This is a genomic window from uncultured Nostoc sp., assembly GCF_964247315.1.
Taxonomy (GTDB): domain Bacteria; phylum Cyanobacteriota; class Cyanobacteriia; order Cyanobacteriales; family Nostocaceae; genus Nostoc.
The window spans coordinates 1-11,781 of record NZ_CAXTTT010000145.1 but is presented as its reverse complement, the minus strand read 5'-3'; the positions used below and the strand labels follow the sequence as shown (position 1 = coordinate 11,781).

16 protein-coding genes are annotated in these 11,781 nt (G+C 40.7%); 7 read left to right on the top strand and 9 right to left on the bottom strand.

Going from position 1 to position 11,781, the window contains the following annotated elements; translation table 11 throughout:
* Nucleotides 1-421 (top strand): hypothetical protein (locus tag ACFE93_RS30010; protein ID WP_375479025.1); only part of this gene is annotated, 421 nt, incomplete at its 5' end.
* Complete coding sequence (locus ACFE93_RS30005) at nucleotides 370-1,713, top strand: nitrogenase component 1 (protein ID WP_375479023.1); 1,344 nt, start codon at nucleotides 370-372, stop codon at nucleotides 1,711-1,713. The genes ACFE93_RS30010 and ACFE93_RS30005, both read left to right, overlap by 52 nt.
* Here the strand turns inward: ACFE93_RS30005 and ACFE93_RS30000 are convergent.
* Both ACFE93_RS30000 and ACFE93_RS29995 read right to left on the bottom strand, forming a co-directional pair.
* Entirely contained in the window at nucleotides 1,700-1,828 is a 129-nt protein-coding gene (locus tag ACFE93_RS30000) for a hypothetical protein (protein WP_375479021.1), read from the bottom strand. The two genes, ACFE93_RS30005 and ACFE93_RS30000, sit on opposite strands and share 14 nt — an antisense overlap.
* A gap of 378 nt (nucleotides 1,829-2,206) precedes the next feature.
* The gene (locus tag ACFE93_RS29995) at nucleotides 2,207-2,344 is read right to left on the bottom strand and encodes a hypothetical protein (RefSeq protein WP_375479019.1); all 138 of its coding nucleotides are present in this window, start codon (nucleotides 2,342-2,344) and stop codon (nucleotides 2,207-2,209) included.
* Between the two features lie 112 nt (nucleotides 2,345-2,456).
* Here ACFE93_RS29995 and ACFE93_RS29990 point away from each other — a divergent pair, with 112 nt between their 5' ends.
* Complete coding sequence (locus ACFE93_RS29990; protein ID WP_375479017.1) at nucleotides 2,457-2,876, top strand: hypothetical protein; 420 nt, start codon at nucleotides 2,457-2,459, stop codon at nucleotides 2,874-2,876.
* A 37-nt stretch (nucleotides 2,877-2,913) separates the two neighbouring features.
* On the opposite strand, the gene ACFE93_RS29985 is transcribed toward ACFE93_RS29990, so the two are convergent.
* From ACFE93_RS29985 to ACFE93_RS29975, 3 genes are all read right to left on the bottom strand, one after another.
* Complete coding sequence (locus ACFE93_RS29985) at nucleotides 2,914-3,057, bottom strand: hypothetical protein (protein WP_375479015.1); 144 nt, start codon at nucleotides 3,055-3,057, stop codon at nucleotides 2,914-2,916.
* Nucleotides 3,047-3,709, bottom strand: coding sequence for a transposase (locus ACFE93_RS29980; protein ID WP_375479013.1), 663 nt, complete (start codon nucleotides 3,707-3,709; stop codon nucleotides 3,047-3,049). The genes ACFE93_RS29985 and ACFE93_RS29980 overlap by 11 nt, the downstream gene beginning before the upstream one ends.
* Before the next feature lie 176 nt (nucleotides 3,710-3,885).
* Nucleotides 3,886-4,092 (bottom strand): NAD-binding protein, encoded by a 207-nt coding sequence (locus ACFE93_RS29975; RefSeq protein ID WP_375479010.1) that lies wholly within the window; start codon nucleotides 4,090-4,092, stop codon nucleotides 3,886-3,888.
* 840 nt (nucleotides 4,093-4,932) lie between these two features.
* Here ACFE93_RS29975 and ACFE93_RS29970 point away from each other — a divergent pair.
* Nucleotides 4,933-6,099: a substrate-binding domain-containing protein gene (locus tag ACFE93_RS29970; RefSeq protein WP_375479031.1), complete on the top strand. Its 1,167-nt coding sequence runs from the start codon at nucleotides 4,933-4,935 to the stop codon at nucleotides 6,097-6,099.
* Here the strand turns inward: ACFE93_RS29970 and ACFE93_RS29965 are convergent.
* The gene (locus tag ACFE93_RS29965; RefSeq protein WP_375479008.1) at nucleotides 6,065-6,241 is read right to left on the bottom strand and encodes a hypothetical protein; all 177 of its coding nucleotides are present in this window, start codon (nucleotides 6,239-6,241) and stop codon (nucleotides 6,065-6,067) included. The genes ACFE93_RS29970 and ACFE93_RS29965 overlap by 35 nt on opposite strands.
* A gap of 82 nt (nucleotides 6,242-6,323) precedes the next feature.
* Here ACFE93_RS29965 and ACFE93_RS29960 point away from each other — a divergent pair, with 82 nt between their 5' ends.
* The 3 genes from ACFE93_RS29960 to ACFE93_RS29950 all read left to right on the top strand — a co-directional run bounded on the left by ACFE93_RS29960 (nucleotide 6,324) and on the right by ACFE93_RS29950 (nucleotide 9,062).
* Entirely contained in the window at nucleotides 6,324-7,202 is an 879-nt protein-coding gene (locus ACFE93_RS29960) for a substrate-binding domain-containing protein (protein WP_375479006.1), read from the top strand.
* Between the two features lie 82 nt (nucleotides 7,203-7,284).
* Nucleotides 7,285-7,983, top strand: coding sequence for an ABC transporter permease (locus ACFE93_RS29955; RefSeq protein WP_375479004.1), 699 nt, complete (start codon nucleotides 7,285-7,287; stop codon nucleotides 7,981-7,983).
* Complete coding sequence (locus ACFE93_RS29950; RefSeq protein WP_375479002.1) at nucleotides 7,980-9,062, top strand: ABC transporter ATP-binding protein; 1,083 nt, start codon at nucleotides 7,980-7,982, stop codon at nucleotides 9,060-9,062. The genes ACFE93_RS29955 and ACFE93_RS29950 overlap by 4 nt, the downstream gene beginning before the upstream one ends.
* A gap of 34 nt (nucleotides 9,063-9,096) precedes the next feature.
* Here the strand turns inward: ACFE93_RS29950 and ACFE93_RS29945 are convergent, their stop codons facing one another.
* From ACFE93_RS29945 to ACFE93_RS29935, 3 genes are all read right to left on the bottom strand, one after another.
* On the bottom strand, nucleotides 9,097-9,240 hold the full coding sequence (locus tag ACFE93_RS29945; protein WP_375479000.1) for a hypothetical protein: 144 nt from the start codon (nucleotides 9,238-9,240) through the stop codon (nucleotides 9,097-9,099).
* A gap of 187 nt (nucleotides 9,241-9,427) precedes the next feature.
* On the bottom strand, nucleotides 9,428-10,126 hold the full coding sequence (locus ACFE93_RS29940) for a type 1 glutamine amidotransferase (RefSeq protein WP_375478998.1): 699 nt from the start codon (nucleotides 10,124-10,126) through the stop codon (nucleotides 9,428-9,430).
* A 71-nt stretch (nucleotides 10,127-10,197) separates the two neighbouring features.
* Nucleotides 10,198-10,812 carry a TetR/AcrR family transcriptional regulator gene (locus ACFE93_RS29935; RefSeq protein ID WP_375478996.1) on the bottom strand — a complete coding sequence of 205 codons (615 nt, stop codon included), beginning with the start codon at nucleotides 10,810-10,812 and terminating at the stop codon, nucleotides 10,198-10,200.
* Between the last annotated feature and the right edge of the window lie 969 nt (nucleotides 10,813-11,781).

Below are 11,781 nucleotides of genomic sequence, written 5' to 3'. Positions count from 1 at the left end.
CGTCTTGGCAGAAGTTGCTACAGGGAAGGCAGAAGCTGTTACAGGCTGCGCGAAATACGGAAACGTCTTGGCAGAAGCTGTTACAGGCTGCGCGAAACACGGAAATGTTGAGGCGGAAGCTCTTACAAGGAAGACGGAAGCTGTTACAGGCTGCGCGAAACACGGAAATGTCGAGGCGGAAGCTTTTACAAGGAAGACAGAAGCTATTACAGGCTGCGCAAAACACGGAAATGTCGAGGCGGAAGCTCTTACAAGGAAGACAGAAGCTATTACAAGTTGCACGAAACATAGAAACGCCAAAGCAGAAGTCGCTACAAATTGCGTGAAACGCTTTTACCATAGTCAAACTTTAGAGAAACAGGAGGAAAAATGTCTGCTGAAACGACTTTTGATAATTGTAACCATAGTAAAGACCCAGTAGTTGGCTGTGCCCTTGAAGGTATTGCAACTACAGTTGCTGGTATTAAAGATGTTAGTATTGTGATTCAGTCTCCACAGGGTTGCGCGTCCACTGTCGCCGCTGGGTATGATGCTCATGAGGTTGATTTCACCAAGCGGAAAGTAGGTTGTACTCGTCTTTTTGAGTCAGACATTGTGATGGGAGCGTCTGAGAAACTCAAAGGGATGATTAAAGAGGCGGATCAATCTTTTGATTCTAAGGTGATGTTTGTCGTTGGGACTTGCGCGGCAGACATCATTGGTGAAGATATTGCGGGATTGTGCAACCAGCTTCAGCCAGATATCAAAGCCAAACTCGTTCCTTTAATGGCTGGTGGGTTTCGAGGCAATGCTTACGATGGCTTGGAAATGGGTTTGGAGGCTTTACTTCCTTTTATCAAAAAAAGGCAGACCAAAAGAAGGGGTAGAAAGCCAAGGATTGTAAATATCATTGCGCCACAGGCAAATCTTAATCCTACTTGGTGGGCTGATTTGGAATGGGTAAAGCAGACGTTAAAATCTTTAAGGATTAAAGTACAGACAGTCTTCTCTCATAATACCTCCTTTGAAGAACTAGAGCAAGCTGGTGAAGCAACCGCCAATATTGTTCTCAGTCATGATGTTGGGTATAAGTTTGCTCGGAAAATGCAACAGACCCATGATATCCCGTTTATTCTCGATGATATACCTTTACCAATAGGTGTAAACAATACTACCCGGTGGTTGAAGGCATTGGCGGCACATTTCAAGATAGATGAAAAAGTGGAGCCAATCATCAAACAAGGCGAAGAAATGGTTGTAGATACACTTCGCAAACGAGCATTAATGATTATTCCCCGATATCGTAACTGTAGAATTGCTGTATCTGCGGATGGGACGCTTGGCATTGGACTAGTCAGAATGCTCTTTGAAGAATTGGAGATGATTCCAGAAGTCTTATTATTTCGCTCGGCGATGCCTGATTCTCGTACAATTTTGGAGCGAGAACTGCACAGCCTCGGTCTTACTTCCCGCGTAATATTTTCGGCAGATGGCTATCAGGTAAAACAGACCTTAGAAGAGTTTGATGTTGATGCTGTGATTGGCTCGGCATGGGAAAAATACATGGCAGAGGAATTGGGAATAAAAATTGCTTTTGATGTATTTAGCCCCACTAACAGAGAAACTTATGTTGATAAGCCATATTTTGGGTATGAAGGCATGATCAATATAATGGAAGTGATTGCTAACGATTGGGATAGAGCTTTTCGTTCCAAAGAGATTAATTGGACATAGAAAGGTATTGTGTCAAGAATGTTTTGATATCTTGATGCAGAGTTATTAAGAAGTATTGTGCTACACGTCTGGAGTAACGGCGATCGCTACAACGGGGATTAACTGCCGTAAGCATTGCGTTAGCGATTATCTACCAAAGGAAGACGCCTGCCGTAAGATGCCTGTACCCCTAGAAGCAAGCTACGCGTAGCGTCTCCTTAGGTAAATGGGTACGTACTTCAATCCCCAAATAACCCATAACTTTTTGAAACACTAAACTTTTGGCAATAGGGCCATTGTCCATATACAGCATTTGGAGAATGCCTTGAAAGGGGAAGTTGCGATCGCAGATATTATCAAAAATTCTGGAGTCTAAGCTTTAGCAGCAGATAGTGATTTTACCACAATTAAGAACGCTGTTGATTTTCACCTGCGACAACTGGCTGATTATCTCCTACGAGAGGCTGCGCCAACGACAAGCTCAGTGCATCGCTGGGGATTGGAAACTGGGTTTTTATTCAGCACTTTCAAGCACTTTTTGACGTAGTTCTGGAAATACTTTGGAGACTTTATTCAAGAGATATTCGCCATAAATTCCGTCAAATTCGTGGACACTGGTTTTATCCCAGCGATCGCTTTTATCATCATTCACTACTACATCGTTTAGTTCAATAGGTTTGACTTCAACGTTGAAGTTGGGATCAAAGAAGAACGGAAATGACAGGCAATTACTTGTGGATAGGTTCTAAACGCGGTGGGGTGTTGTGATTTTACCCAAAACTTGGACAAAAAGGACAAGATATAGTTTACAACCCAACGGCCAAGATATAGCCAAACCACATCCGCGTGTATATTTAGGAGGAGAGTCAGAACCAGCCCAAGAAGTAGCTGCAAAAGAAGCGCATACATTTTTCCTCAATGTCGTCCGATTGAAGTCATCCGCGAAACCATTGCTCAAGTTGCTCAGAAAACTAAGTTTCGCTTTCAACCTCTGGGCTTCGCCATGTCAGCTTTTGTCATTACTCGACCGACACACGAAGAAGCGATCGCAAGAACCTAGATCGCCAGAAACTGAAGAGCAAAGAGAGAATTTTTACCGCTTCCGTGTGGCTGGTGCAGCTCATGAATTTTTAAATTTCATACTTCAGTTCAGCAACGCCCGTTTTTGGTCAACTTACTTGTAGTCCGAATGGCACTAAGAAAAGCGTTTTTGCTTATCAATTAAGCAGTTTGTAATTGTTTAGGTAATTCATGCCGGGGTTTGGTCATCAAGGGGTAAATTTTGGGGCGGCGTTTACGAACTCGTGGTTCACTACGACCTGGGCGTTCTGGAACACCTTTATGAGCAATAACTTTAAGCTTCATTGCGATAAATTTGGAGACGTTTTTGAGAAGAAGCAGCTAATAATTTGGGAATAAAGTTAATTAAATGGTGGCGAGTACCTTGCAAAAATAGGCGAGTTGGAGGGGTAGTATAAGTAGTTACAGCCGACCACATTAAGCTACGAAGTAGATTGTAAGCCAGCAAATAAACGTAAATTTCTTTGCGTACCATTGGGGGTGTTTTACATCGTAGAACATCCATACCCAAGGTAGTTTTGAGATGTCTTAAATCTAGTTCAACATCCCAGCGTTGGCCATAAAGCCCAACAATTGCCAGAGTAGAATAAGTTGCTTTATCTAAAAGAGTAGTAATTAAGCTAACTTGTTGAGTCCGAAAACCGGTCTGAGCTGCCATAAAGAACTTGTTAGTAAGCGTACTAATTTTGACTCGATCCTCCGTATTACTGCGACTGACAAAAGGAGTATTGTTGACATCAGCCACAACAGGCAACTGTTCCTTAGCTATTCCCAATCTCTGGAGTTCCTGACAAAAAACCCGACCTGCAAAGCGACTAGTACACAAAACTAGAACGTTCATTTCAAAATTGACATATTCAGCCAAAATTCTAGCGTAGGGTTCGATATCTTGACCGCGACAACATATCAATACGTTGAGTGGTAGGCTTACCACCATTTAATGCCGCCAACTCATAGATGTTATTGGAACAAGCTGCAACTCGATAACTTCCGGGAGAAACCGATCCAATTGAGTGAATGGTTCTTGTCTGGGCAACAATAGACCTCTTGCAAAAATAAATTATGGTACAATGGAAAGTCTTAAAAATTTGCTTTCTATCTCTATCAGACATCTCAACGAGGTAACAAAAGTTCTCTGTATAGATTCTGATATGGATTTTTTATAAAGCCTTTAAGCATACCACAAAACTTTTCTGCAAGAGGTCTAATGGAAGAACGGCGAGAGAAAAGGTAAACAGTATATCCTTGATTACTCAAATAGGCAGCTGTCGCTAAACCAATGTGTCCTTTACCTACAACCAGGTAGCTATTTTGTAGCATTATCCGAAAACCATAAAAAGGGATACCTTAAATTCACCACTTGCATAAAAATTTCGTCTGGACGTTGCTGAATCCAAGTGTGAATCATGCACTTGCCTCAAGGCTGCAAGCGTTGTGCGTTTGCATCGACACATAACCTTGGAGCGGATTTTATTATTTAAGCAACACCATCTGAACACGCGATCGCTAATAAAAATCTTATGGTTAATATGTGGACACAGGTACATAGCACAAAAATATTTAGGCTTCAAATCGTTCATCTTTACTACAAAACGTGAAAAATTATGTAGCTATAAGTACACTTATCCCGATAAAATCCTAGGAAAACTTTTTATTATCTAGCAATTATTTTAGCGATGTGTATGGTATGCTTGCTACGGGTAGATAAAAAACAGTAATAAACTGACAAAAAGTCTGAAAATTACTTGACTTATCGCAAAAACAAAAATCTGGCAAGTATTTTAACAATATCTATGGTATGCAAAATTACATAAGCATTAACAGGACTTCCAGCAGAAAAGGCACACACTATAGCAATCCGATTTGATTCGGTGAATCACTCCTAGAGATAGGGAACCGCAAAGAAAAAATAAAGGTGTACTGAATTTTTTCAAAAATCAAATTGGAGTCCTATAGAAGACCTTGCTATTACTTAGGCAGTCAATTATCAAAAATTTCATCGTCAGTCATGAAAATTTGGTTTTACCCTACTCCCCTACACCCTTTTTCAAGTCAGATTAAATGTGTCTGCTACGGCTTTTTGTAACGGATAGATACAGCCTCATTAAGCAGGATATGAATATTTGCAATAACCTGAAGGCAATTAGAAATCGTCTAGGCATGAGTCAGCAAGAATTAGCTAATATAGCTGGCGTAACCCGTCAGACTATTGGTGCTGTGGAAACGGGACAATGTACTCCTTCTGTTGCTATTTCCTTGCGTTTAGCTAAAGCACTTGGTTGCCAAGTTGAGGACTTATTCTCTCTAGGAGAGGAGGATTTACCCAAAGTTGAGGCGATTCTTGCCGATTCGACCCCTAACAACCAGCAATCACAAGTTATTCTAGCGCGGATTAGGGATCGATGGATAGCTTATCCCCTATTAGCCAGAGATGCTTTTCGCATCGAAATGATTCCATCTGATGGTGAGGTAGTTGCAGTGAACCACCCCATTGTAGGGAGTGGTGTTAGCGCAAGCGGTAGCGACATAGGAGCATCACCTCTAAGGGTTGAGGGTGAAGCACAGAGGCAGACAGGTACAAATAAAGTCCAGGTTCGGCTTCTGGATGATATAGACAAACTGCACAATACAGTTGTAATTGCTGGTTGTACACCTGTGCTTTCCCTCTTAGCAAGAGCAACTGAACGCTGGTATCCGCAACTGCGAATTCATTATCGTTTTGCCCATAGCAAGGCTGCATTGCATAGTCTATGCCGAGGTGAAGTTCACATTGCAGGGATGCACTTATATGATCCCCAAACTGGGGAACATAACATTCCCTTTGTGCGAGAAGCCTTAACAGATAAGAGTGCTGTCTTGATTACCCTTGGAGTTTGGGAAGAAGGTTTGTTAGTCCCACCAGGAAACCCGATGGGAGTTAAAACAGTTTCCGACTTAGTAGAATTTGGAGCAACTATTGCCACCCATGAAGTGGGTTCTGGCAATCGGATGCTTTTAGAACGGAAACTCCAAGAAGAAGGAGTACCATTAGAGGCTGTAAAAAGATTTGACCATATTGTTGACAACCATCAAGATGTTGCCTTATCTGTAGTCTCAGGAGTTGCCAATGCAGGTATCAGTACGGCATCTATAGCTGCTACCTTTGGCTTGGGATTTATTCCCCTTCATAGTGCGCGATACGACTTGGTGATTCTCAAGGAATACTTGCAAGAAGCACCAGTACAGCAGTTTATCAATATCTTGGGACATCAGCTAGTGCGATCGCAATTACAAATTCTCGGCGGTTATGACATCAGCAAGACTGGGGAAGTTGTAGCAAATATTTAGAGTCACGAATCATCACTTTATTATGAACAACCATGCCATTTAGATTAACGACACCACCTTGCGAAATGGCGAACAAGCCGCAGGTATAGCTTTCAACGTTAAGGAAAAAATTGCGATCGCTCTTAGGGTTGCCGTATGGCATCACTCCTGTGCTGTTTCAATGTGTTTTTGCGTAACACCTTATCACTCTGTCAATGCGTAAATCTTATATTTCCAGAGGTTCTATGATTCGGAGAATTTTCATTGCATTTTTGGCATGTTGCTTGGTGATTCTGAGTGCTGAAGCTAGTGATATGCTAGGGAAGCAAAACCCAGCCATTGCAGAGTCCCCAGCAAATAAAAATGTAATCGTGGCAATGACAACGAGCATTGAGGACAGTGGGCTGCTAGATGATTTAGTTCCAGCGATTGAAAAGAAAACAGGATACACCTTAAAAAAAGTTGCAGTCGGCACTGGACAGGCTTTAGCTTTAGCTGAAAAGGGTGAAGTTGACGCACTGTTCGTCAATTCACCGAAAGCCGAACGCAAAGTTTTGGCAGGTGGTGCGGTAACTAATCGGCACTTGGTAATGCACAATGACTTTGTAATCGTCGGTCCAGATACTGATAAGGCAAAAATTCGAGGAAAAAAGAGTGCTGTAGAAGCATTCTCCCTGATTGCTAAAAATCAAGCCTTGTTTGTATCGCGGGGTGATGACTCAGGTACTAATAAGCTAGAGAAAGATTTATGGCAACAGGCAAAAGTCACACCCTCTGGCAGTTGGTATCAGCAAACAGGTTCAGGAATGGCGCAAACTTTGCAAGTCGCTAATCAAAAACTGGGATATACCTTAGCAGATCGAGCAACCTATATATTTCAAAAGAAAAACCTGTCTTTGCCAGTACTGGTGCAAGGAGATAAGAAACTATTAAATCTTTACCATGTCATGGAAGTAAATTCTCAGAAATTCCCCAGAGTGAATAGTGCAGGAGCTAAAGCGTTTATTAATTATGTCTTATCTCCTGAAGGACAGACACTGATTGCTGCCCACGGCAAAAAAGAGTTCAAACAACCGCTATTTTATGTTGATGGCGGTAAAACGGAGAAAGATTACGGCTTTTAGAAAAAATTGAGTATAAGATCATCAAGGTTTGCTCTACTGCATATTCACCATTATTTTCCAGTTTTTTAAGAGATTTGTATTTGTGAATACAATCATCGAAGGAGCTTTCAAAGCTCTTGAGCTATTAACCAGTGGCGATAGTGACGTTTTCCAAGTCATGACGATGACATTGTTTGTATCTGGAACAGCTACAGCCATTAGCGTTTTGCTGGGACTACCATTAGGATTATGGCTAGCATTAGTGGATTTTGTCGGCAAGCAGACTCTGACTAGTTTGATTAACTTCGGCATGGGATTGCCACCTGTAGTAGTCGGTTTATTCGTCAGTCTGTTTTTGTGGCGGTCTGGCCCGTTAGGAAATCTTGATTTGATGTACACGCCCACAGCTATGATCCTAGCCGAAGCCATTATTGCTTTTCCAATTGTAGCTGGCTTCAGTTTTGCGGCAATTATCAGTATTAATCCGAAACTACGCTGGCAACTGCTATCAATGGGGGCAACACAGTGGCAAGCCAATTGGTTGCTAATCAAAGAAGCACGGTTAGGGTTAATGGCTGCAATCATGGCTGGTTTTGGTCGCGTCATCTCGGAAGTTGGTGCATCCATGATGGTGGGCGGCAATATCAAGGGGCAAACAAGAGTTATGACAACAGCGATTGTTATGGAAGTAGGGAAAGGAAATTACGATGTTGCTATGGCGATCGCATACATTCTACTCCTGATCACATACACCGTTATTGTATTGCTGACTATCCTACAGCATGACAAGAAAATTTTATGAGTACTAACGAGTATGTCCTAAATATGCGACAGGTTAGCGTTGATAGCAAAACACGTCAAAATATCCTGTCAATTGAAAATTTTGCAGTCCATCCAGGAGAACTGGTCGCTGTGCTTGGCCCCAATGGCGCTGGCAAAAGCACTTTATTAAGAACAATTAATCTCTTGCAACCTTACCGTGGTGAGATGCAATTATTTGGACAAGATGTCCGCAGTGCCAATAAAACATTGTTGCGTCGTCGTTCGGCTTTGGTATTTCAGGAAACATTACTACTGAATGACACTGTTTTTAATAATGTTGCCAAGGTATTAAAGTTTCGCGGAACACCAACACACAAGATTAAGCAAACGGTACATACTGCACTTACAAATTTTGGCTGTGAACACTTGGCAAATCAGTCAGCTCGTTCTCTATCTGGTGGTGAAGCCAAACGAGTTTGTATTGCCTGCGGTTTAGTTGCTGATTCCGAATTGTTGCTTTTGGATGAGCCTTCTGCTTCTTTAGATGTGGGCATACGTGCCGAGATGATCGAGAAAATTAGACAATGGGCCCAAGCTAGGGGATCGGCAGTCATATTAGTCAGTCATAATTTTACAGATATACTGCATTTTGCCGATCGAGCGATCGCTTTATTTGATGGCTGTATTGTCCAGGATGATAACTTGGAAACCATCATCCGCCGACCAGCTAACGAGCAGCTTGCAAGATTAGTAGGGATAGATAATATTATTCCCTGTCGGATACAACGGAGTAGCCGTGGAAGTTTTATCAAACTTGCAAACGGGATAGAGTTTTTATATCCTGGGGAAATCACCAAGCCAATTACTGCATGTTGTTTATCTGGCGATACTTTCAATGTTTACGATGCAAGTTCTTCAATATTGCATAAACCTTGGTCAGTAATTATTGAAGGGCTAGTAGAACGGGTTTTAAATGGTATTGGGATTTGTAGTATTTGGGTTAAGGTGGGAGAACAAACTTTAATCGCCAGAGTGCCTCGAAATCATATATTCAGCAATGTATATCCCCATGAAATAATTAAGCTGGCATTCAATCCTAAAGATGCACATTTTGTTTAGAAAAAATGGCGTTATTGACTCGTCGCAGATAACCTCAGAATGTGTCAGGACGAAAGCTTTGAATTACTAATAGCGCAGCAAACTCAGTCTCATACAACTGGGCAGTTAACGCATCTAAAGCTTGCCCCGCAGTTTTGCCAACAGAATGTTTATCTAACCACAGAGGCGCAGAAAACACAGAGGTAAGAAGTTAAAAAGAGGTTTTTTGACCAGCATTTTCGCCCACCTTGAAAGAGCTAGTCCTAGATATTACTCTATACAATAACGGCAATATAATGATTGGCTCAAAGGAATTGTAGCGAAGTGGCAGGTAGGGCGATCGCTCGCTTAAAGATGGGCAGCTTTATTGCGTGATAAATAATAATTTATTTTGTAAAAGTTGCAAAATAATCTAAAATTTTGTGCATAGCAGTGTTTATATTACTAAAATCATTATCCTGTGCAAGTATTTCTTCAGGTTTCTGAATATATTTACCTGCAACTAATTCCGAAGCGCAATTTTCAATAATTTCGCGAACACTGTCTTGTGTTGATTCTAGGTGAAATTGTAAACCTAATACTCTATCTTTATAAATGAAAGCTTGATTTGCACATACTTCGCTAGAGGCTAGTCGTACAGCACCTAGTGGTAAGTCAAAAGTATCACCATGCCAATGAAACACAGTGAGAGATGCAGGGAATGAAGCAAAAACAGCAGAATTTTGCGCTTCTGTTGTCACTTGAATCGGATACCAACCTATTTCTTTCTCTTGACCTTTGTAAACCTTAGAACCTAAAACATCAGCAATTAGCTGCGAACCAAGACAAATGCCAATAACTATTTTATTCTTTTTGATTGCTTCTTGAATAAAATGTTTTTCTAAATTCAACCAAGGATACTTATCATCCTCATAAATATTCATCGACCCACCCATTACTATTAACCAATCTAGGTCATCAACAGATGGTAAAGTGTCACCATTATAAAACTTAGTTACGGAGATAATATAATCTTTCTTTGTCAACCAGTGTTCAATACTAGCAAGTCCTTCAAATGGCACATGTTGTAAGTAATGAATTCTCATCCCTGACTGCTCCGAACTTAGTTGCAGTGTGATTTTTTACATTAAATTATATAATAGTATAATAGACTTTTTTACTCAACACTCAGCACTGTTTCGGTAACGGCGGATTTTGATGCAGTTTGGATTAGGGTTGCCGCAACTTTTTTCGCCTGTGAAGCAGTTGACCAACTTCCTTCCATCATCGCAACTACTATCGCACCTTGCATGAGGAGAAGCAGTTGCCTAGCTAACTGTTCCGGTGATGAAATATCTGCGGCTTGAGCAAGGTTCTTGATGTAGTGGTAGATTGATTGTTGATGCTCCAATGCCACTCGATGTCCAGGATGTTCAGCATTGGCTAATTCTACTGAAGCATTAATGAATGCACAACCTCGAAAATCTGGGCCCTCAAACCATTCCCGCAGGGCATCAAATATTGCTAGTAGTTGTTGGGATGGGTTAGAAGCTCGTTGCTCAATCGTGGTTTGGAGCCATTCGCACCATTGTTCATCCTGTTGTCGTAGCCACGCTTCAATCAATGCATCTTTTGACTTGAAATGATTGTAGAGCGACATTTTAGCAACGCCAGATTCTGCAACGATTCTGTCAATACCGACGTTGCGAATTCCCTCTCGATAAAACAAGCCTGATGCTGTACTTAGAATGCGATCGTGAACAGATTTACGGGTTGTTTTCGGTTTAGTCATTTAGATCGCATCCTTGAATAATGTGTAAATCTTAAATACTTCGTCAATAATACTGACAAAGATTTTCCCAACTTCATAATTATTTAAACTTGATACCTTTACTATATTTTTGAAGTTAGGCTGTAAACGTGTAAAGCATTTTCTATTTCTGTGATAATTTTACGTCATAGCAATTATATACACTGTAATTATCGGAAAAAACATATCGTTATACCTTAATTTACAACGTAGATTTTAACTCTATACAATAACGTGTATAAGTAGGATAAATTAACAAAGATTGAAGTTTTTAAAACACCCTTAACCGTTCTTTGATTACTTTTAAATATGAGAGTGTTTCATCGATATCGATATTGAATTAAGTTTGTTTTATCCAGTTGCTTAAATCGTAAACACTGTTATCGATTACCTGTTCTATTCTTTCATGCCCCAAAACTTCAATTATTTCTAAGGACTTAAGAAAAAACTATGTGTAAAGAATAAAGGGTTTATCCCAAAAGTGATTGATGAACTGCAAGCAAACCAAAGTCCCCCCGAACTTTGGAACTGCTACCGATCCAGTACTTCCACAATCCTCCAGAGACTTGTGGAGCAAGACCATCAGTTCATCAAACTATTGGTTAACTTATGGGATTTGACTTCTTCACTAGAGCGTAAGTGCTTGGAGATCCTTTGTGCTTTAGCGATTTAGATTCCCTATAAATAAAGAATATCATACATCTGGCCAATTTACTTGCGCTGTGAAATTAATTTACAAACAGTATTCGTGATTACAATTATTCATCAGCTAGAGACCCTCAAAGCCGATAATTGCGTTATTCTGTTATTGAAATTTGAGAAAATATCGTCGATTTTTCCTTGGTGAGATATCTATAGTGAGGACAGAGCTTAAATCATTTATTCTCTTCACTTACAGTTAGAATAGTCTGTCTACTTCCTTTGCTAAAAGTCTTATATATAAAAGGATTT

Coding starts and splice junctions, on each gene's coding strand:
- ACFE93_RS30005 (WP_375479023.1), top strand. CDS start 370: ATGTCTGCTGAAACGACTTTTGATAATTGTAACCATAGTAAAGACCCA.
- ACFE93_RS30000 (WP_375479021.1), bottom strand. CDS start 1,828: ATGCTTACGGCAGTTAATCCCCGTTGTAGCGATCGCCGTTACTCCAGA.
- ACFE93_RS29985 (WP_375479015.1), bottom strand. CDS start 3,057: ATGAAGCTTAAAGTTATTGCTCATAAAGGTGTTCCAGAACGCCCAGGT.
- ACFE93_RS29980 (WP_375479013.1), bottom strand. CDS start 3,709: ATGGTGGTAAGCCTACCACTCAACGTATTGATATGTTGTCGCGGTCAA.
- ACFE93_RS29975 (WP_375479010.1), bottom strand. CDS start 4,092: ATGCTACAAAATAGCTACCTGGTTGTAGGTAAAGGACACATTGGTTTA.
- ACFE93_RS29970 (WP_375479031.1), top strand. CDS start 4,933: ATGAGTCAGCAAGAATTAGCTAATATAGCTGGCGTAACCCGTCAGACT.
- ACFE93_RS29965 (WP_375479008.1), bottom strand. CDS start 6,241: ATGCCATACGGCAACCCTAAGAGCGATCGCAATTTTTTCCTTAACGTT.
- ACFE93_RS29960 (WP_375479006.1), top strand. CDS start 6,324: ATGATTCGGAGAATTTTCATTGCATTTTTGGCATGTTGCTTGGTGATT.
- ACFE93_RS29950 (WP_375479002.1), top strand. CDS start 7,980: ATGAGTACTAACGAGTATGTCCTAAATATGCGACAGGTTAGCGTTGAT.
- ACFE93_RS29940 (WP_375478998.1), bottom strand. CDS start 10,126: ATGAGAATTCATTACTTACAACATGTGCCATTTGAAGGACTTGCTAGT.
- ACFE93_RS29935 (WP_375478996.1), bottom strand. CDS start 10,812: ATGACTAAACCGAAAACAACCCGTAAATCTGTTCACGATCGCATTCTA.